At 68.8% G+C, this 20713-nt stretch carries 14 protein-coding genes and 1 pseudogene; 7 read left to right on the top strand and 8 right to left on the bottom strand.

Annotation, left to right across the window (positions count from 1 at the left end; all coding sequences use genetic code 11):
- Positions 1-610 (top strand): annotated as a pseudogene (locus BM353_RS17000) (hypothetical protein); the annotation flags it as partial.
- 87 nt (positions 611-697) lie between these two features.
- Here BM353_RS17000 and BM353_RS15565 read toward each other — a convergent pair.
- From BM353_RS15565 to xrtD, 3 genes are all read right to left on the bottom strand, one after another.
- Positions 698-1498 carry a sulfotransferase gene (locus BM353_RS15565; protein ID WP_143104199.1) on the bottom strand — a complete coding sequence of 267 codons (801 nt, stop codon included), beginning with the start codon at positions 1496-1498 and terminating at the stop codon, positions 698-700.
- Between the two features lie 234 nt (positions 1499-1732).
- Positions 1733-3367 carry a glycosyltransferase family 2 protein gene (locus BM353_RS15560; RefSeq protein WP_092082507.1) on the bottom strand — a complete coding sequence of 545 codons (1635 nt, stop codon included), beginning with the start codon at positions 3365-3367 and terminating at the stop codon, positions 1733-1735.
- A 191-nt stretch (positions 3368-3558) separates the two neighbouring features.
- A complete protein-coding gene (gene xrtD / locus BM353_RS15555; RefSeq protein WP_092082505.1) occupies positions 3559-5157 on the bottom strand; it encodes a VPLPA-CTERM-specific exosortase XrtD in 1599 nt (532 codons plus the stop codon).
- A gap of 143 nt (positions 5158-5300) precedes the next feature.
- On the opposite strand from xrtD, the gene BM353_RS15550 reads away from it, so the two are divergent.
- On the top strand, positions 5301-6353 hold the full coding sequence (locus BM353_RS15550) for a glycosyltransferase family 2 protein (protein WP_092082503.1): 1053 nt from the start codon (positions 5301-5303) through the stop codon (positions 6351-6353).
- A gap of 124 nt (positions 6354-6477) precedes the next feature.
- Here the strand turns inward: BM353_RS15550 and BM353_RS15545 are convergent, their stop codons facing one another.
- A complete protein-coding gene (locus BM353_RS15545) occupies positions 6478-7053 on the bottom strand; it encodes a VPLPA-CTERM sorting domain-containing protein (protein WP_092082501.1) in 576 nt (191 codons plus the stop codon).
- Between the two features lie 590 nt (positions 7054-7643).
- On the opposite strand from BM353_RS15545, the gene BM353_RS15540 reads away from it, so the two are divergent.
- From BM353_RS15540 to BM353_RS15520, 5 genes are read left to right on the top strand one after another with little or no spacing between them, the layout of a single operon-like run.
- On the top strand, positions 7644-8765 hold the full coding sequence (locus BM353_RS15540) for a Gfo/Idh/MocA family protein (RefSeq protein WP_092082499.1): 1122 nt from the start codon (positions 7644-7646) through the stop codon (positions 8763-8765).
- A complete protein-coding gene (locus tag BM353_RS15535; RefSeq protein ID WP_177220575.1) occupies positions 8762-10072 on the top strand; it encodes a Gfo/Idh/MocA family protein in 1311 nt (436 codons plus the stop codon). Before BM353_RS15540 ends, BM353_RS15535 begins: the two co-directional genes overlap by 4 nt.
- Before the next feature lie 42 nt (positions 10073-10114).
- Positions 10115-11422, top strand: a complete 1308-nt coding sequence (locus BM353_RS15530; RefSeq protein WP_092082517.1) for a glycosyltransferase — start codon at positions 10115-10117, stop codon at positions 11420-11422.
- Complete coding sequence (locus BM353_RS15525) at positions 11415-12500, top strand: glycosyltransferase family 2 protein (RefSeq protein WP_092082495.1); 1086 nt, start codon at positions 11415-11417, stop codon at positions 12498-12500. The genes BM353_RS15530 and BM353_RS15525 overlap by 8 nt, the downstream gene beginning before the upstream one ends.
- 23 nt (positions 12501-12523) lie before the next feature.
- Positions 12524-13459 carry a glycosyltransferase family 2 protein gene (locus tag BM353_RS15520; RefSeq protein WP_092082493.1) on the top strand — a complete coding sequence of 312 codons (936 nt, stop codon included), beginning with the start codon at positions 12524-12526 and terminating at the stop codon, positions 13457-13459.
- An 86-nt stretch (positions 13460-13545) separates the two neighbouring features.
- On the opposite strand, the gene BM353_RS15515 is transcribed toward BM353_RS15520, so the two are convergent.
- The 4 genes from BM353_RS15515 to BM353_RS15500 form a co-directional block, all read right to left on the bottom strand.
- Positions 13546-15789, bottom strand: coding sequence for a PKD domain-containing protein (locus BM353_RS15515; protein ID WP_177220574.1), 2244 nt, complete (start codon positions 15787-15789; stop codon positions 13546-13548).
- Positions 15789-17648, bottom strand: a complete 1860-nt coding sequence (locus BM353_RS16995; RefSeq protein ID WP_092082489.1) for a hypothetical protein — start codon at positions 17646-17648, stop codon at positions 15789-15791. The genes BM353_RS15515 and BM353_RS16995 overlap by 1 nt, the downstream gene beginning before the upstream one ends.
- Positions 17648-17908, bottom strand: coding sequence for a spike base protein, RCAP_Rcc01079 family (locus tag BM353_RS15505; protein ID WP_092082487.1), 261 nt, complete (start codon positions 17906-17908; stop codon positions 17648-17650). The genes BM353_RS16995 and BM353_RS15505 overlap by 1 nt, the downstream gene beginning before the upstream one ends.
- A gap of 279 nt (positions 17909-18187) precedes the next feature.
- Positions 18188-20653 (bottom strand): tetratricopeptide repeat protein, encoded by a 2466-nt coding sequence (locus tag BM353_RS15500; protein ID WP_092082485.1) that lies wholly within the window; start codon positions 20651-20653, stop codon positions 18188-18190.
- Positions 20654-20713: the final 60 nt, after the last annotated feature.

Genomic DNA, 20713 nt, shown 5'->3' with positions numbered 1-20713 from the left:
GGGGGGGGGGGGGCGTCTCCTCCTGTCGGCGGCGCTCTGCGGGGCGCTCCTTGCGCTGGCCGGCGGGGCGGGGGGCTACATCGCGCCGCGCGGCTTCCTCGGGCTGCATCTTGAGAAATTCGCGCTCGGCATCCTCTCGGCCCTGGCGCTCGACCGGGCCATGGGCGCGGGCTGGCGGCTCTCGCGGGGGGTCGTTGCGGCGCTCTTCGCTCTGGGCCTTGTGCTGACCCTTTCGGTGCTGGAGCGCAAATGGCTGCTACCCTACGGCGTCTGGTACTGGAGCATGTGGACGATCTGCGCCTGGCACATGGGCGGCAATGCGCTGGCCGGGTTCGGATCGCGCATCCTCACCGCGCGGCCGACGCTCTGGCTGGGCCGGATGAGCTATTCGGTCTACCTGTCGCACATGCTGTTGATCGTGCTGCTGGTGCGGCTGCTGCACATGCTCGGCCTCTCCCAGGGCTGGCTCGGCGCGGCGCTGCTGCTGGGGCTGCTGGTGCCGGTGACGCTGCTGGTCTCGTGGCTGAGCTACCTGTGGATCGAGAAACCCTTCAACGATTTCGGCCGCCAACTGCGCTACAGCCCGCGCCAGAGATCCACCGGGGTGTAGCCATGGCGCCGGAAAAGAGCAGGGCCCCGGACGGCGGCGGGTTTGGCGCGCCGTTGCGCGAATAGCAGCAGGCAGCGGGGCGCCCTCTCAGGCGGGGGCCTTGGCGGGTTTTGGGGCGCGCAGGCGGGCGATGTCTGCCTTGGCGCTCCAGCCGGGCAGGGCGCGGCGGGCGAGGGGGCCGGTTTCGCGCTCCAGCAGGCCCTCCAGGTAACTGTCCTCCAGCCCGTCAAGCAGGCCCGAGCGGACTCTGGTGGCATAGGCGTGGGTCGTCTTGGGGGCGGGCCCCGGCTCCAGCCCGCAGAAGGCGGCGATCTCGGCCGCGCGGGGGCCGATCTCCTCGGTGCGCAGGATCAGAAGCTGCGCCGGCGGAACCTTGTCAAGCGCCGCGCCCACCGATTGCTGCCAGTAGCCCAGATAGGCCGAGATCGGGTAGAGCCCGGCGGCGGCCAGCGCGGCCTCTTCGGGCGGGTGGCCCGAGCGGGGGCCGAAGCGCCAGGTGCGGAAGCGTTTCCAGGCCTCGGTCGGATCGTGCAGCACGCTGTGGTCGACCATCGAGCGCAGCCAGAGCCCCGGCGCGCGCACCGTGAGGATGAAGCGGCTGTCGGGGAAGAGCGCGAGCAACTCGTCGATCAGGTAGGCGTTGACCGAGGAGCTGTCGATCTTGAGCCCGCGCAGCGCGTCGCGCAGGCGCAAGACCCGGTTGAGCGGGGCGCCGTCGCCGGTCTCGGCCTTGTGCAGGATGCGCGGGATCAGCCGGTTGGCGTCGGCCTCGTGGCCGCAGCGGACGCGGGAGTCGAACATCTCCGAGAGCGTGTGCGTTCCGGTCTTGGAGGCGCCCAGCCCGTAGACGCGCACGCCCGTGCGGCGGGGCCGGGAGAGTTGGCGCATCTGTTTGCGAAAGATGGCCGGGAGGTGCTTGATGTGGATCACAGGCAGCAATCCTCGGTGGTGGCGCAGGGCAACAGAAGTCGAGGATATTGAGATCAGAATGCCGCGTCGGGCGGATGGTGCCAAGAGGGCAAGACTACGGAGGCGCGGCGCGCGGGGTCGGGGCGGGGCGATTGCCCCAGAGTTGTGCAACTCGGGGGGCCAAGGTCGGGGGGTGCAGAAGGTCGGGGGGGTTCAGCCGCCCGGCCCCTCCCGCAGGATGCGCGCGGGCACGCCGCCGGCGACCGCGCCGGGCGGCACGTCGCGCCGCACCACCGCATTGGCCCCGATGACCGCGCCTTCGCCCACCAGCACCGCGCCGAGGATCACCGCGCCCGCGCCGATGTCGGCGCCATCGGCGATCACCGGGCGATCCTGCAGCCGCCCCGTGTCGGGGATGCCCAGCGTCGTGTTCTGGCGCAGGGTCACGTCATCGCCGATCCATTGCGCCACCAGCACCATGCCGCCGAAATGCTCCAGCTTGACCCGCCGCCCGACCCGGACGGTATAGGGCAGCATGATGCCGCCGCGGATCTCGCAGCGCTTGGCCATCGCCCGGTATAGCAGCGTCAGCGGCGCGCGCAGCAGCCGCGAGCGCACCCCCATCCGCCAGTTGCCGAACCGGTGCCAGAAGAGCGCCCAGAACCCCTGCGCGCCCCAGTCGCGCCCGTGGGTGCGGAAATCCTCGGCCACCAGCGCGCGGAAGCCAAGGCCGGGGGGGTTGGCGTTTTCGGTGCCCGGGTTGGGGGCGAAGCGGGGGTCTTCGGCGGCGCGGGCGCAGAGGGTTTCCTTTGCCGCGCCGTCCTCTGTCTCGCCCGGCGGGGAGAGCAGCGCGCGCCCCGAGATCAGCGGGCGCAGCACCTCGCGCGTCATGTCGCCGAAGAACCGCTGCGGCGCGCGCGGGACCTGCCGGCGCAGGGCGGCGAGCCCGCGGTTGAGCGCGGCCCCCAGCATCCATGAGAGCGCGGCCAGCAGCGCGCCCGCGCGCCCGTAAGTCTTGGCGTAATAGTGGCGCCAGGAGTGGTACCAATAGGCCGGGCGCGGGCGGCTGCGGGCCTCGCCGCTGCGCACCTGGGTCGCGGCGCCCTCGGCGTGAATCACCTGCGCGCGCGGGACATAGAGCGTCTGGTAGCCGGCCCGCGCGATCCGGTGCATCAGCTCAACCTCTTCGAAATAAAGGAAAAACGCCGGATCGAAGCCCTCAAGCTCTTCCAGTACCGACCAGCGGAACATGACCGCCGCGCCCGCGACCCAGTCCACCGGCCCCTCCGGATGATCGGGCGGCAGCGCCACGCGCGCGCGGTTCAGGAGCCGGTCGACGGGGCCGAAATTCAGCGCGCGGGAAAACTCCCCCGCGGCCGAGGGGAAGCGGAAGGCGGCGGTGACGGCCTCGCCCGAGGGCAGCGCGATCCCCGCCCCGGCGGCCCCGGCGCGCGGCTCGGCCTCCAGCGCGCTGGCGAGGATGTCGACGGCCTCGTTGTCGAGCCGCGCATCGGGGTTGAGCAGGAAGACGAATGCGGGCGGGGTGGGGCGCTCGGCCAGTGCCCGGATCACGAGGTTGTTGCCGCGCCCGAAGCCGTGGTTGTCGGGCTCGAGATAAAGCGTCACCCGGCCCGCATGTTCCGGCCCGCCGAAGGCCGCCTCCAGCCGGGCCGCGTCATCGCCCGGCGAGGCATTGTCGACGATATGCACATCCACCCGCCGCCCACCGTGATCATGACCGAGCACGCTTTGAGCGCTCTCGATAGTGAGATCGGCGGTGCCGTAATTGACGATGATGACGGAGATTTCGGCCATCTGGGCCGGTGCGTCCGAAGCGGGGGAGGTCATGGCGTGTCATCCTTCGACGCAGGGGCAGGGGCGCACAGCCGGGCGCGCGCCCGGGGCATCGATCAGCTCAAGGGGTTAGGGGAACGGAGCCCGGAGGCAAGCGATTTCTCTCGCCCCGGGGCGCGGGCGCGGGGGCCCGGGCGGCGGCTGCGCGCCCGGCAGGCAGACAGAGCCGCGGCGGGCGCGCCATCTCAGGGGATGAAACGCGGCAGCACGCCGCGCACCTCCCCCAGCACCTCCATCAGCCGCGCCTCGGCGGCGGCGTCGGTCTCTTCGGGGCGGATCAGCGTCGTCAGCCGGACCAGCGCGCCATCGGTGCGCCCGGTGCGGATGCCATCGACCATGAGGTAGAACTTGGCGGCGAAATCCCAGGCGATCTTCCGGCCCTTCTGGTCGAACCAGTAATACACCATCATCCGGGTCTCGCCCTTCTGGATGATCGCGCGGTTGATGTTGAAATCGGTGTCGAGCCCGAGACGGGGGGCCACGTCCGTCCGCTCCAGCCAGGCGATCTCCCAGCCCGCGCCGGGCAGGCAGATCTCGGGGCTGTGGACCCCGCCGCGGCTCTGGTCTTCGTACCAGGCGGAGAAGAACCCGACCGTGGCCGCAGCGCCGGGGCGGATCAGGGTGACGGAGCGGTAATCATCGGCGCCGAGCGTGCGCGCCACATCGGGGCTCAGGATCTCCGGCGGGCCCGATTGCTCCCAGGCGCCGAGCGTGCGCGGGAAGGTGGCAAAGCCGTCGCGGGCGATGCGGCCGCTCTCGCGCTCGGGCATCAGCGCCATCGCGCCCACCGCCAGAACCATCGCCAGAGCCGTCGCGATCATCGCCGGCGAGGGCCGCAGATAGCCCAGCCGCCAGACCTGTGCCGCCATGCCCTCGGTTTCCAGATCGAGCGCTTCGGAGAGGCTCATCTTCTTGGGGTTGATCAGCAGCATGATCCAGGCCAGCCCGAAGAGCAGCACGATACAGATCAGGAAGATCACCCAGCCTTCGAAGAAATGGGTGAAGCCTTCGAGCCATTCGACCCCGAGCCGATCCGCCAGCAGCCCCGCCACCGCGATCCGCACCGAGTTCATCAGCACCGTGATCGGCACAGCCGAGATCAGCAGCACCGCCTTTTGCCAGCCCGGGCCGCGATAGAGCACGGCGAAGATGTAGGAAAAGCTCAGGATCGGGAACAGGTAGCGCAGCCCCGAACAGGCCTCGGCCACGTGCAGCTTGAGCACGCCGAGGTCGATGATGTTGCCTTCGAGGAACACCGGCACCGAGAGCGCCTGAAGCATCCAGACGCCGAGCTCGGAGGAGATATATTGCAGCGAGGTCGAGAGCTTGTAGTAAACCACGCCGGGCAGCGGCAGCATGTAGACCAGGTGCAGCACCGAGGGCCAGAAGACCCAGCCCGTGCGCCAGCCGAAGCTCACCAGAAGGATGCCCGCCGTCCAGACGATCGTGGCATAGGCCACCAGATCGGAGATATTGGCCAGCTTGCCCAGGGTCGCGAGCGCGATCGACAGCAGGATGACGGCCACCCCCGGCCAGCGGTCGCGCTTGGGGCCCGGCTCGGCGGGCACCTGACGCAAGTGGCGCAGGAAGAGCAGCAACGACAGGATCGGGATCAGCGGCCCGTGGCTGTATTCCGGCAGGCTCCAGGCGCGCAAGAGCGCGTCGAGCCCGTCGGCGAAAAACACCCCGGCGCCGATCAGGGCGATCAGGAACCAGAACACTCCCCAGGAAGCGAAATCGCGCGGACCGGCCGCGGGATGAGCGAGGGAACCTGTGACCGACATTCCATGTCCTCAAATAAACGCAAGCTATGGCTACCTTGTTACGCCAAGCTCACCTAGAAAAGAAGTGGCCGGGAATACAACCCATTGGCCGCATCAGATCATGATGTTGTGAGTTTGTCGTAAACGCATGAAGGGGCGCGGCCATGACGCAGAACGGCGGGGCGATCCGGCTCGATATCGGGATTTTCGCCCATAACGAGGCACAGACGCTGCCCCGGCTCCTCGCCGAGCTGACGCGCCAGAGCCTGTTTGACGCGGAGGGCATCGATCTGCGCGTGCTCGTGCTGGCCAATGGCTGCACCGACGGGACAGCCGCCGCCGCCGAGGCCGCCCGCGCCGCGCTGCCCGAGGCGATGGGCGCGCGGATCGTGATCCATGATTTCCCCCAGGGCGGCAAATCGCGCACCGTGACCCGCTTTCTGCGCGACTGCGCCCGGCCCGAGGCCGATCTCGTCGGGTTCATGGATGCCGATATCCTCCTGCCCGCGCCCGATACGCTGGAGCGCATGGCCGCGGCGCTCATCGCCCGGCCCGAGTTGCAGGTCTTTGTCAGCCGGCCGGTCAAGGATGTGACCCATTTCAAGCTCGATGTCGGCCCGGTCGCGCGGCTCATCGCCTCGGCCGGGGACGGGCTCACCGATTTCCGCCGCTCGATCTGCGGCCAGCTCTACATGATGCGCGCGGGGCTCGCCCGGCGCATGGCGTTGCCCGCGGGCCTGCCGGTGGAGGATGGATTCGTGCGGGCGATGGTGCTGACCGATCTGTTCACCGGGCCGGAGGATTTCACGCGGATCGACGGCGACCCGGCGGTGTTTCATGTCTACGAGTCGATCCGGGGCGTCGGCGAGCTGCTGCACCACCAGACCCGGCTCGTGGTCGGCAGCGCGATCAACGCCGCGCTTTACGGCTATTTCAACCGCGAGGGGCTGCGGGGCGAGGCGCTCGGCGCGGTCCTGCGCGGCCCGGCGCAGGAGGAGGGCTGGCTCCCGGCGCGGCTCGACGCCGAGCTGCCGCGCCGGCCCTATGGCTATGTGCCGTTCAGCTTCGCCACCAATCGCCTCACCCGGTTCCGCCGCCAGGGCGCGCGCGGGCTGAAACCGCTGGTGATCGCGCTGGCGGGCACCGGGCTGGATGGTCTGGTCTATCTGCGGGCGAGCCTGCGCATGTGGCGCGGGCGGGGCGCGGGGTTCTGGTAAAGACGCGCGACGGGCGCAGCGGCCCCGGGGGGCGGTGCCCGTAAACGGCGCATAAAAAAATCCTGCCCCGAAGGGCAGGATCTGTCAGCCGCGGGGGGCTGGATTTTCGTCGCGAGAGCTGGGCTCAGGCTGCCTTGCGGCGGCGCAGGGCGCCGAAGCCGGCGAGGCCGCCCATCAGGAGCAGCGCGGACGCGGGCAGCGGAACCGCCTGGACGCCAACGGCGTCGACGTCGAAGCCATCGAGCGAACCACCGCCGACAGGCGAGGTGTCGACGATCTTGATCGAGTCGAGTTGGCCGGTGAAGCTCAGGGTTTCACCAGATGCGCTTGCGGAGCCTGCGTTGTTGGAGACCGAGCCGATGTAGGTTGCAACGCCGCCGAGGACTGCAAAGACGTCTGCGGTTTCGACGTGCTTGGCGACATCGCCGAAGGTCACTTCCCAAACGGTGGCCTTGACGCCGCCGAGGCCGCTGAAGCCGAGAACGATTTCCTGGCCGAGGCCGATGGAGAAGAAGCGGCCATCAGGCGCGCCGAGCGCGTTGTCGATGTCGGTCCGGGAACCGCCGGTCGAGATGCCATCGCTCACATCGCTGTCGGTGGAGGAGATGACGCTGTCGGCGTAGATGATGGTTGCAGCCGAGGCAGCGCCCGCGCTGAGCGCGATAATGGCACTGGCCGTGAGAGTTTTCAAAAGGTTCATAGTGGTTTCCTATACGTTTTACCGCTTACCGGCTTATTACTTTCACTTCGGACAACGCACCCCGCGCTCCGTGTGGATTTAAACTATCAAATCCCCCGACCCGCATCAACCAGTTCTTAACCTTTCGGCAACGCAGCATGATTTTTTTCGGGGGTGGCCGGCGACAATACCCGCTTGAGGCGAACACCGTTCACGGTTCTGCAATTATGCGTCGGGTTTGCATAAATTGTAAGCAGTTGAATCGATGGCAAAACCGTAAAATTGCAGGGAATCACGCGTCGCCCGCCGCGCCTTGCCCGCTATTCGGGCACAACCTCGGGCAGGGCGGCGCAAAGTGCATTTTTCGCATGGCGACAGGCATCCAGCCCCCCCCCCGGGCCGGGGCCGCATGATTCGCCCGGCCCTCCCGGCGCGCCGTTTCGGGGCCCCTCTGCCCAGCAGAGGAGCAGCCGCCGGGGCCCGGGCTGGCGGACCCGGTCCGGGGCGTGCTCGGCTGTTGAACCTGCGCCGGTCTTCTATAGAGTTCGGGGCAATTGCACCGGCGCGAGCCCTTCACCAGACCCCTTTTGCGAAAGACACCCCACACAGCCATGACCCAAGCCCAGCCTCAGGCCCGCCCGTTCCGCTGGGCCATTCTCGGGACAGGCGGTGTCGCGCGCAAATTCGCGCGGGATCTGCGCGCCGTGGCCGGGCCGGAGGCGCTGCATGTGGTCGCCTCGCGCCGCGCCGAGAACGCCCGCCGCTTTGCCGCCGATCTGGGGGTGGGGCAGGCCGCGCCCGACTATGAAACCGCCCTGCGCGCGGATGTGGAGGCGGTCTATATCGCCACGCCCGCCGCGCTGCACGAGGCCCATGCGCTCATGGCGATCGGCGCGGGCAAGGCCGTGCTGATCGAAAAGCCGCTCGCCCCCGATGCCGCCGCCGCCCGGCGCATCGCGGCGGCCGCAGACGCCGCCGGGGTCTTCTGCATGGAGGCCATGTGGACCCGGTTCCAACCCCTGCCCGGCGCGCTCAAGGCCCGGATCGAGGCGGGCGCGCTTGGCGAGATCCGCGGGCTCGACGGCCAGTTCATGGTGGCCAACCGGCCCGAGCCGGGGGTGAGCCTGTTTGACCCGGCCCAGGCGGGCGGCGCGCTCTTGCACCGCGGGATCTACCCGCTCTCGCTCGCGCGGTTCCTGCTTGGCCCGGTGGCCGAGCTCCGCACCCTGGGCCGGATCGGCGCGACCGGGGTGGATGAGGACAGCCTGTTGATCTTGCGCCACGAAAACGGCGCGCTCTCGTCCTTGCGCGCGAGCCTGCGCGCCAATGGCCATCCGGGCACATGGATCTACGGCACCGCCGCGACGCTGGAAATTCAGGGCCCCGTCTGGCGGCCCACCGGCGCGCGGCTGCACCCGGCGCATCCCGGCTCGGCCGGGCCCGGGGGGCCGCGGCGGCTCGAAGGGCTGCGCGAGAGCGGGGCGGGGCTGAAGCTCTCGGGGGCGCTGGCGCGGCTGCGCGGGCTGATCCGCCCGCCCGCCGCGATCCGCGCGCCTTTTGCCGGCAACGGCTATCGCCACGAGGCCGAAGCGGTCATGGAGGCGGTGCGCGCCGGCCGGACGCAGGATCCGCGCATGACCCCGCAGGAGAGCGCCGAGGTGCTCGACATCATCGACGCGGCGCGCGCCGCATGGGCCCCGGCACAGGGCGCAACCGGAAAGGACGAGGCATGAAGATCGGCGTGATCGGCTGCGGCTATGTCTTTGATCACTACATGACCACGCTCGGCCGCCACCCGGGGATCGAGATCGCCGGGCTGGCCGATCGCAACATGGCCCGCGCCGAGCAGGCGGGCGCCTTCTACGGGCTGCATGTCTACCCCGATGCGGCGGCGCTTCTGGCCGATCCCGAGGTCGAGATCGTGGCCAATTTCACCTCCATCGGCAGCCATTTCGACGTGAGCCGCGCGGCGCTGGAGGCGGGCAAGCATGTCTATTCCGAAAAGCCCTTCACCACCGGGATGGCGGAGGCGCGCGCGCTGGCCGAGCTGGCCGAGGCGCGGGGCCTGCGCCTGTCCTGCGCGCCGTCCAACGCGCTCTCGCCCACGGTCCAGACCCTGTGGAAAGCGGTGGAGGATGGCGTCGTGGGGCCCCCGCGCATCGTCTATGCCGAGTTTGACGACAACCCCGTCTACCTGCTCCAGCCCGAGACATGGGCAAGCCGCTCCGGCGCGCCGTGGCCGTATCTTCATGAATACGAGATGGGCTGCACCTGGGAGCACGCGGGCTATCACCTGACATGGATGTGCGCGCTCTTCGGCCCCGTCCGCCGGGTCACCGCCTTTTCCAAGGTGACGCTGCCGGACAAGACCGACCAGCCGCTCGACCCGGCCGACACGCCCGATTTCTCCGTCGCCACGCTCGATTTCGAAAGCGGCGTGGTGGGGCGGCTGACCTGTTCCATCGCCGCGCCCACCGATCACCGGATGCGCATCATCGGCGAGAAGGGCGTGCTCGAGGCCGACACCTACCGCGACTATACCTGCCCGGTGCGGCTGGAGCCGTTCACGAATTTTTCGCTCAAGGCCCGCAACTTGCGCGCCGTGCGAACCAATTCGATTCTCCAGAGCCTCTTTGGCGTGGGCGGCCGGCGCCTGCCGCTGGTGGCGGCCCCGCCCCCGGGCAACACCCGCATCCCCCGCGATGGCGGCAACCCGCTTTCGCCCAAGACATGGATCGCCCGGCTGCGCGCCGCGCAGCGCGGCCAGCAGGACAAATGCCTCGGCCTTGCCGAGCTCGCCGAGGCGATCCGCACCGAGCGGCCCCAGTTCCCGCCGCCCGACTTCACGCTGCACCTGACCGAGCTGACGCTCGCGATTCAGGGCGCCGGCCCCGACGGCGCGAGCCAGGACATCGAGACCCGCTTCGCGCCCATCGCCCTGCCCGAAGCCACCCGCCGCCACGCGCCGGACTACCGCCCCTACATGCGCCCCGCCGCCTTGCCGCGGACGCTCCAGAAACTCCTTTCCGCACGAGGCTGATCCATGGACGGACAGGCAGACACCGGGCCCGAGGGCCGGATCATGACGGCTGGCGAGGGGGCTCTGCCCCGCATCGCCTATCTCACCGGCCAGTACCCCGAGGTCTCGCTGACCTTCATCCAGCGCGAGATCGCGGCCCTGCGCGAGTTGGGGGCCGAGGTGCTGACCTGTTCGATCCGGCGCACCCCGCCCGAACAGCACCCGGGCCCCGAGGAAAAGGCCGAGGCCCGCGCCACATTCCACGTGCTGGCCACCGCGAAAAACCCGCTGAAACTCCTCGCGGCCCAAAGCTATGCCCTGACCCGGCCGGGGCGGTACTTTCGCGCGCTCAAACTGGCCTGGGCCACCCGCTCGCCGGGACTGAAGGCCACGCTCTACCAGCTCATCTTCTTTCTGGAGGCGACCGTCCTCGCCCGCCATCTGGAGCGCGAAAAGGTCGGGCATCTGCACAACCATTTCGTCTTCGGCAGCGCCACCGTGGCGATGCTCGCCTCCGAGCTCACCGGCATCCCCTACAGCTTCACCCTGCACGGGCCGGCCGACCTCTTCGAGCCCTACCGCTGGGCGCTGGCCGAGAAGGTCGCGCGCGCGCGCTTCGTCGCCACGATCAGCCATTTCGCCCGCAGTCAGGTGATGTTCTTCTCCGACCCCGAGCATTGGCACAAGATCCGCATCATCCACTGCGGCGTCCACCCCGAGCGCTATGAGGCGGGAGAGGTGGCGGAAGAGGTCGGCCAAACCAAAGACGATCGCACCGAGCTGCTCTTCGTGGGCCGGCTCGCGCCGGTCAAGGGGATCCGCGTGCTCTTCGAGGCGGTGAAACGGCTCGCGCCCGAGATGCCGGGGCTGCGGCTCACGCTGGTGGGTGACGGGCCGGACCGGGCGGGGCTCGAGGCCGCCGCCGCGCCCTTGGGCGATCTGGTGCGCTTCACCGGCTACATGTCGCAAGGCGAGGTCGCGGCGGAAATGGCCAAGACCGATATCTTCGTGCTGCCGAGCTTCGCCGAGGGCGTGCCCGTGGTGCTGATGGAAGCGCTGGCGAGCCGCCGCCCGGTGATCGCCACGCAGGTCGCCGGGGTGGGCGAGCTGGTGCGCGATGGCGAGACCGGGTTCATGGTCCCGCCGGGGGACGTCGAGAGCCTGATGGACCGGATCCGCGCGCTGGCCGCCGACCCCGCGGCCCGCGCCGCGATGGGCGCCGCGGGCCGCGAGACGGTCGCGGCGGAGTTCGACATCCGCACCGAGGCCGCGCGCATGGCCACGCTGATGGCGGGCCGCGCGGGCGCGCATCTGCGGCCCCCGCCCTTTGCGCCCCGGGGCCCATCCGAGGGGAGCGAGACCGATGGCTGAGGCCGCAACCGACACGCCGACACCCCCCCTGACATGGGGCCTGACCATCGCCACCAAGGACCGGCTGGAGGTGCTCCGGCGCTGTGTCGAGCTGGCGCTGACCCAGAGCTGGCCGCCGGTCGAGGTGGTGGTGGCCGATTCCAGCGCCGACTGGGCCCAGCACGCGGAGGTGATCGGCGAGATCGTGGCGCGCGTCCGCCCCGACACGCGGCTGGTCTACATGCAGGGCGAGGCGCCCTCGCTCACGGTCCAGCGCAACCAGGCGGCGCGCGCGGCCGAGGCCGATATCCTCTTCATGATCGACGACGATTCCCTGATGCACCCCGACTGCGCGGCGGAAATCATGGCGGTCTATGCCGCCGATACAGGGCGCAAGGTGGCCGGGATCCAGGCCTCTGAATCGCCGCATCAGCCGGGGCAGGGGATCGAAGGCGCGCAGAAGACCAACATCAACGTCGACGGGGTGCGCAAGAAATCCGCGCTCCTGCATTGGGTGCTGGGCAAGCTTCTGATGATGAACAAGACGGCCGTCTTCATCCCCTATGACAAGACCTATCATGAAGGCGCGGTGCCGCCGGAACTCGCGGGGTTCAAGGTCGTGCCGACGGCGCTGTTCGGGGGGTTCCGGATGACCTTCCGGCGCAGCGCGGTGCTGGCCTCGCCCTTCGAGCCCGCCTTGCGCTATTACTGCCCGATCGAGGATCTCGACGGCAGCTACCGGATCTCGCGCGCAGGCCTTCTGCTCACCTGCCACACCGCCAAGCTGCACCATTTCGTGAGCGCCGCGGGCCGGCTCAACCGGCACCAGGTGGCCTATCTGCTCTCGCTCAACCTCGCGGTGATGCTCCGCCGCCATGCCCCCGATCAGGGCTGGGCGCGACGTGCCTACCGGCGGCGAATGGCCCACCGGATGGCGGTGGACCTCCTCAAGGATCTGGGCATGCGCCGCTTCGGCCTGCCCCAGTCGCGCGGCTCCTTCGCCGCCTGGCGCCAGGCGCGCGCGGTCTGGTCCATGGCGCCCGAGGCGCTCGAAACCTGGTATCCCGCCCATCAGGAGCGGATCGTCAAAGGCCCGTGACGGGCAGAGAGAGGCGCCTTTTCATGTCAGAGACGACCCCCGCACCGACGTCCTACGTCCTCATCTCGCCCTGCCGCAATGAGGCCGGGTACATGCGCCGCACGCTGGACTCAGTGGTGGCGCAATCGGTGACCCCGGCGCTGTGGGTGATCGTCGATGACGGCTCGACCGACGAAACCCCCGCGATCCTCGCCGAGTATGCCGCCGCCCATGACTGGATCCGCGTCGTGGCCAAGCCCGACCGCGGGCATCGCGCCGTGGGGCCGGGCGTCATCGAGGCGTTTTATGCGGGCTACGCAACGATCGATCCGGGCGATTATGCTTTCTCCTGCAAGCTCGATCTCGATCTCGACCTGCCGCCACGCTACTTCGAGATCCTCATGGCGCGGATGGCCGAGGATCCCCGCATCGGGACCTGTTCGGGCAAGCCCTATGTGCGCCACGGCGGCGCGCTCGTCTCCGAACGGCGCGGCGACGAGATGAGCGTGGGGATGACCAAGTTCTACCGGCGGGAGTGTTTCGAGGATATCAGCGGCTATGTCCGCGAGGTGATGTGGGACGCGATCGACTGTCACACGGCGCGGATGCGCGGCTGGCGCGCGGTGAGCTGGGACGAGCCGGAGCTGCGGTTCGAGCACCTGCGGCCCATGGGCTCCAGCCAGACCTCGATCTGGACGGGCAAGCGCCGCCACGGGTTCGGCCAGTGGTTCATGGGCTCCGATCCGCTGTTCTACGCCGCGACCTGCGCCTTCCGCATGGCCGAGCGGCCCTACGTTCTGGGCGGGCTGGCGATGATGCAGGGCTATCTCGGGGCCTGGTGGCGCGGCGAGCGGCAGCTTGACGACCCCGAGCTCCGGGCCTTCATCCGCGACTACCAGCGCCGGGCGCTTTTCAAGGGCAAGGCCCGCGCGGTGGCCGAGATCGAGGCCGAACGGGCCGGGCTGCGCGCCGCCGGCTGAGCCGGTCCCCCCCCCGCAAGACGCAAAACCCCCCGGCCGTTGCGGGCCGGGGGGCGTTGGCGTCGTCCTGTCAGACGGGCGCGGTCTCAGCTTTCGAGCGCGGGCTCGAAGGCCCCGGGCGAGGCGGTCTCGCGGGAAAGCCCGGCGAGGATCTCGGCCCGGCGGGTGCCGGTGAAATCATCGAGCGCGGTGGCGCCTTCGGCCGTCCCGATCGCCGGACAGCCGCTGAGCAGCGCCGGCACGAACCCGTTGGCCTCGTTGCTGTAGGAGGTGTCGATCGTCTCGAACCCGTCAAACGGCGCGAGCCGCCCGAGATAGCGCGGGGTGAACTTCTGCGTCAGATCGATCCCCGGCACCGCCCCGACCCCGGGCGCGTTGGGCCCGTGGAAGAGGTTGTCGCTGAAACTCACGTCGCGGAAATCGGCCGACCGTGTCGGCACGAAGTTGGACGGGATCGCGCTCGCCCCCCGCAGGTCGATGCAGGTGTTGTTGCGCAGCACCACCGGGAAGTCATAGGCCAGCCCCTTGTTGGGCCGCTCGCGGTAGTAATCGGCGGTGATCGGCGCCTCGTGATCGAACACGTCGCGCACGTTGAGGTATTGCTCGACGGCGTAGCCTTCGGAGGTCTGGTCCCCGTAGATGGCGACGTTGTTTTCGATGAGCCCGCCGTGGTTGGTCGAGATGAACCCGCCGGACGCAATCACATGCAGGCACTTTGACATCTTGAGATCCATGAAGGGCGAGCCGGTGGTGCCCGCCGTGGGCCCGACGCTGAGGCTGGAGCCCTCGGTCATGATCTGGCTGATGTTGAGCGCATAGCCCGGATCGCCCACCGCGTTGACGCGCATGCACAGCTGGATCGCCGAGGTCGAGCCCCAGTTGTTGCTGCTGAAGAGATCGCTTTGCAGGATCGCCGCGTCGCCCCGGTTGTAGTTGGTCCGGTAGGGGCCGTGGTCGGCGTAGAACCGACCGTCCTCGGGGTTGGCCCCCTTGTAGTCGTGCACCCGCAGGGTCATCGGGTTTTGCGCGATGGTACAGCCGATGACCGCATGGCGGTCCGAGACGCTCTGGAAGATGCCGTAATCGAGCCAGTTGGTGATCGCGCAGCTCGACATGACCCATTTCAGCCCGTCGCTGGGGTAGAGGCCGATGCCCCAGCCGCTGAACGAACAGTCGTGCACGGTCAGATCGTCGAGCCCCTGCATCCGCACCGCCACGTCAGGGCGGACCGTACCGGGATCGGAGGGATCATAGTGGCCTACGAAATCAAGACCGTAGAGCGCGTAGTCAAGTTCGCCCCCGCCGCCCCAGAAATAGGTCAGGGACTCGGTGATGACCGGGTCGGGCCCGGTGCCGCAGGGGCCGATATGCATCTTGTTGGGGCGGTTGAGTCGTTGGGTCAGATCATAGCTGTAGCCGCGTTCGAGCAGGATGCGGAAGGCGCCGTCGGTGTTGGTCCAGTAGGGTTTGGCCTCCGACAGGCTGGTCACGTAGCGACACAAGGGCGGACCGATGTCGGTCATGCCGCTGGGAGCCACCACGATGGTGTTGGTGCCGCTGAAGATCTCGTCGGGATCCCACACCGTGATCGGGTAGGGGGCCGAGGTGACGCTGTTGCCCGCGCGGTCGGTCACGGTCAGGGTGACATCGAACACCCCTGGTGTCTCATAGGTATGGGCGCCCACGTGATCGTAGGAGGTGTTGGCGCCTGTCCCGTGCACGGTCTCGAAATCCGGGCGCATGCGTCTGTGCGTGCTGCCCGGATCGCCGTAGTTCCACTCCCAGTGAAGATCGTGCGACGGGTTGAGACAGCCGAACCCGAAGACCTCGGCGGTAAAGACGAAGCCGGCGGGCGCGGTGCCCGAGGTGCGGTGGCAATAGATCTCGATGCTCGGCGTGTCGGTCTGGGCCGGATCGACCTTCTTGGGCGCGGACCATGCGCCGCGGATATCGGTGCCGCGCGCGTCCGGATCGCGCCAGATCGAGGCGATCTCGACCGTATGGCCCGACCCCGTGGCGGGGATGCGGATGTGGCGCGGCTTGCCGGTGCGGGTCGCGAAGCGCAGGGGCTGCTCCTCCACCCCGTTGACCCGGACGCGGAAGCCCTCGAGCTCGTAGCCCTCCTCGACGGGCAGGGCCTTCAGATCGACCAGCGCGGTATCGCCGGTCAGGCTCGGCTCGGGCGTCAGGGTCCACTGTTCGGGCGCCGGTGCCGCCAGCATCGAGGCGCGCGACTGGTAATTCAACTGGGCGACCGCGGATTTGCCAAGCGTCATCGTGACCGCGGTACCGGACAGCAGCCCGGAAATGAAACCTCGTCTTCCAGGCATCACAGAGCCTCCGCTGAAAAATTGTCCAGGCGCATGGTGGCGCCACGGTAATGTGAGATCCCGGTCGAACCAAGGCCGGTCAGCCGGGTGTCGGTGCGGCTGATCACGGTGATGCCGTCCCACTGCACATTCAGGCTGTCGCCGACACATTCGAGCACCAGCGGATAGGTCGCATTGTCCTCGGCGTCCACGATGGCGCTCTGGGCCAGAAGGGTCGCCGTGCCGTTGACCAGCACGTAGAGATCGACGCGACCGATCGCCCGGTTGTAGCGCGCAAGATAGGCCCCGAAGCTGTCCTCGCTGCCCGATGCCCGCGCGACGATCCCCGCCGCGCCGCCGCCCGTGCCGGTGAAGACCTCGGTCGAGACCCGGACATCGTCGAAGGTCACGCCCCCCGCAAGGTAGTAGACGCTGCCGCCGCTGGTGGCGTTGAGGGCAAGCGCGTCGCCGGAGACAACCGGCTCGACATTGCTGCCAAGCGCGAGGCTCCAGCCGTGGCCGGTATCGCCCAAATGCGCTTCCAGCCCGGTGCCGCTCGCGGCGGTGAACGTGTCGGCAAGCGCGGTGGTGGCGATCTCCACCGGCGCCGTCAGCGCGGCGTCGCTCGTGCCGAGACTGTCGCTCGCGGTCTCTTCGCGCAGCAGGCACAGGCCCGCATCGCCGGGCGCGACCGTGTAGACGGCCTCGTCGGCGCCCGCGATCGCCACGCGATCCTCCGGCCCTTCGATGGCCGGATCGTAGCGATACCACTGGTAGGCCCGGCTCTCCACGCCGTCGGACCCTTCCGATACCGCCAGCGCATCGGGCGCGGTGAGCGCCTGACCGATGACCGGAATGCCGGAGATCGGCGCCGTATCGAGGAGGATCGGGCGGGTGACGTAGTCCGCGAGATCGAGGGAATAGACACCGTTATAGGGCGCGTCCGACCCGGTGAAATCCAGCGTCTGAAGGCCGCGGACGGCAATCGGATTGCGCTCCAGTTCGATATCGGCGTCGACGATCTGGGCGCGCAGGGCATATTCGACCGTGACCGGCGCGGCGACAAAGCTCGCACTGTTGCCGAGCGTATCGGTGACCGTGACGGAAAAGCCCGCCTGCTGATCCTCGGCGAGCGGGGCGTCTGGCGCGGTGGCATCGCCAAGGACGCTGACCACCACATCGGCGATCGGCGCGGCCGGCGAGGTGAAATTCTCCGGGGCGACCATCTCGGCGTAGCCGTCCATCTGCTCCAGGCTGAGCCCGTCCCAGATCGGGGCCATCGCGGGAACCTGCGCGGCACTGAACGCCGCCGCCTCCAGCGCGACCTCGACCACATCGGACAGGCGCGTGCCGAAACTGTTGGTCCACTCCACCTGATAGCGCAGCAGGCCCGGGGCCTCGCCCGCGCTGTCCCAGCTGGTGCCGGACAGGGTAGCACTCCGGTCGACACCGTCGAGCGTCAGAAGCACGATCCGCGCGCTTGCGCCGGGCCCTGCGGCGCCGGTGTCGAGCGCGACCACCTGGCCCACCGTCAGCGGCCCCACGGGGGCGGGCTGGGCGCTGATTTCCAGCGCGGTCTGGGCGATCGGCGCGGTGGTCTCGAACCGGGCCCCGCCCGACCAGGCGGTGACATACAGCAGCGTGCCATCTGCCGCGCCGGTATAGGCCGGCGCCGGGCCGGTCCCGTATTCGTCGCCCTGCGGCGTCGCGCCCCAGGACAGGCTGTCGATCGGGCGGCCGTCGGAGAGCGACGCACGAAGGTCCGCCGCCCCGCCTGCGGGGCTGACCTCCCCGACGAGACCGTCGAGGATCAATGTGACAACACCGGGCCTGACCATCGTGCCGGTGCTGCCCAGATCGAGGCTGACGCTGATATTCATCAGTAAAGCGCGACGATGCCGGTGGCGTCGGTGCCGGTGGCCCAGATCCGCCGGGCGCGGATCGGGAAGGCGATCCCGGCCGCGACGAAGAGGGTCGCGGTATCGCCGTGCACCGTGGTGATGCGCAGGGTGCCCGACGTCGTCACGTTGCAGCAGCGGCTCGCCACCGGGAGATCGGCGTTGTCATCGGGTGTCACCTCCAGCATGCGCGACGGAGGGCTCGACAGACCTTCGGAAAACTGGCTGAACTTGTCGGTCATTTCTCGATCCTTTTGTTACGAACTGTCGTCTTCACCACGAGCGGCACGGCGCCTCACAGCGCCCTGCCACCCACACAGCCCGCAGCCTCCCCGCGGCGAAGCCCGGCCGTCCGCACCATCTAGCCATCAGCAAAGATAAGAAATTCCAACCCGTGCGTACGCCCGGGGCGTTGGGGCGGAAAACGCCTCAACGCCCCGGGTGTAAGCGCTTTGAGATCAGAGTCTTGGGGCGTTAACCCTTTTCCCCGGAGGGCGTTCAGGGCGCGCGCCGCAAGGGGCCTACTGGGCGGCCACGGCGGCCTCCAGATCAGCGATATAGGCGTTGATGTCGTCGGTCAGGACCGCCGAACCCAGCGGGCCCACCTCCTGAATCGCCCGCCGCATCTGCGTCAGCGCCTCGCTCTTGCGGCCAAGCGCGTCATAGACGACCCCGAGGTGGAACTGCACGGTGGCATCCTTCGGCAGCTCTTCGGCCGCGGGTTCGAGATAATCCAGCGCCGCCTCCGCATCCCCCGTCCGGAACAGGATCCAGCCATAGGTATCCTGCAGCGCGGGGATCGTCGTGCCGTTGAGCCGCCGGGCGATGAGGCGCGCGCGTTCAAGGCTCTCGTCGTCCTCGCGATAGGTCGCGAGCAGGCTGGCGAGGTTGTTGGCGATGATCATCGAGCTGGAATCCGTATCATACAGCTGCTGATAGATGTCGATCGCGCCGTCGATATCGCCCTGTTCCTGCAACAGCGAGGCCTTGGCCCAGAGCAGATCCGGCGAGGCGGGGTTGGCGGCGATGCCCGCGTCGAGCGTCTCGGCCACGGCGTCGTTCCCCGCGCTCACACTTTGCATCCGCGCCAGCTGGATCCAGGCGAGATCGGCATCGGGCGCCTGCGCGACCAGCTCGGTCAGCGTCTGCGTCGCGGCCTCGATCTCGCCGGCCATGGCCTCGGCGAGCCCCTTGAAATAGACGAAGGTCATGTTCTCGGGGTTCTCGGCGATCAGATCGTTGATCAGCCGCAGCGCCTCCTGCGCTTCGCCGCTCTGCATATGGGCCTGGATCAGCGCGATCCGCGCGCTGTCGCCCTCGCCGTCCTCTTCGACAAGCTCGCGCAGGCGGGAAATCACCGTCCGGCCGCTGGAATCCCGGGCGATCAGCTCGATCTCGAAGTTCGAGGCGATGCCTGCCGCGCGCGGATCCTCCAGCTTCTCCAGCGCATCGACCACCTGGCGCACCCGCGAAAGATCATCGATCTGGAGATAGACCTGGCCCAGGGCCGAGAGCAGGTCGATATTGTCGGGCTGCAGCCGCAGCGCGCTGATCAGGGCGGTCTCGGCCTGCAGGTGCCGCTCGTCGGCGCGCAGGGCGGCGGCGTAGCGCAGCGCCTGTTCGGGCGCGTTGTTGGAGGCCTCGGCGGCGAGCGCGAGGAAATCCATCATCAGATCCTGCTTGCCGGCCCGCTGATAGGCCTCGGCCATGATCGTCATCGCCTCGAAATCGCGCTCCTGCTTGGCCAGGGCGAGCCGCATCGCGTTGACCGCCTCGTCGGTCTGGTCATCGGCGATCATCCAGCGCGCCTGCATCTTCAGCGCGCCCACCACTTCGGGATTGGTGTTCAGGATCTCCTCGACCAGCCGCCGGGCGCCGACCTCGTTGCCGTTGCGCGCCAGCATGTTGGCCAGCGTCACCCGCAGGTTTTCAAGATCCGCATCCGGCAGGGCCGCGGCCCCGTCCTCATCCGTCGCCGAGGCGCTGGCGATGATCTCCTCGAGATCGGCGATCGCCTCGTCCCGGGCCCCCGCATCGAAGCGCAGCGACGCGTGCAGCGCGCGCAGGGTATAGGCCTCGGGCCGCGCGGCGACAGCGCTGTCGAGCTCAGCCATGGCGACCTCGGGCGAGCGCAGTTGCAGCAGGAACTGCACCAGATTCACGAACGCGCCATCGTCCCCCTCGGGGGCGGCCTCGACCCGCGCGCGCAGGAAGGCCTCGGCCTCGTCGATCTTCTCGCGCGAGACCAGGTAGCGCAGCAGGTTGCCCTGCACGGCGGTGTCTTCGGGGAAGATCTCAACCATCTCGCGCAGCTGGGCTTCGAGCCCGGCCTCATCGCCGATCTGGCTGAGGACCTGCAGCTTGAGATTGAAATAGTTGCGCTCGTCGGGATCGGCGGCGATGGCCTTGTCGAGCTGCTCCAGCAGATCGTCAAAGCGCAGATCGGCGAGATAGCCGTCGAGCAGTATCCGGCGGATGACCTCATGGTCGGGCCGCTCGGCCTCGATCGCCTCGGCCTCGGCCACGATCGCGCTGCGCGCGGGGCTGTCCTCGGCCTGAACCGCCTCGCGGTAGCGCGTCGCCAGCGCGAGGATGCGCGCATCGGGATCGTCGGGCGCCTTGGCGATGGCATCGGGGGCGTAGCGGTCGAAGGTCTCCCAGCTGTTGGTCAGGAAGCTGATCTGGCCGAGGTTGACCAGCGCCTCGGTGTTCTCGGGGTCCTGTTCCACCACGCGCAGATATTCGCGATAGGCCGGCCGCAGCGCTCCGGCCTCCAGCTCCAGCCGGGCCAGCTCCAGCCGCGGCTCGATCAGCGTGTTGACCTCCTGCAGCGCGTTGCGGAACTCGACCCGCGCCCGCGCCGTATCACCCTCGGCGAGCAGCTCAAGCCCGCGTTCGTAATGCGCCTGGGCCTTTTCCTCCGGAGAGTCGCAGGCCGCGAGGGAGACGCAGAGAAGAAGCGAGACGACAAGATTGCGCAGTGTCACGGGAAATAACCTTCCAAAAAACGTGTTTGAGGCGAGTCTACAGGAGAGCGCCGGGTGCTT

Origin of the sequence: Poseidonocella sedimentorum (assembly GCF_900116005.1) — a bacterium.
Lineage (GTDB): Bacteria > Pseudomonadota > Alphaproteobacteria > Rhodobacterales > Rhodobacteraceae > Poseidonocella > Poseidonocella sedimentorum.
The sequence above is the reverse complement of the archived record's forward strand: the minus strand, read 5'-3'. Positions and strand labels throughout refer to the sequence as shown.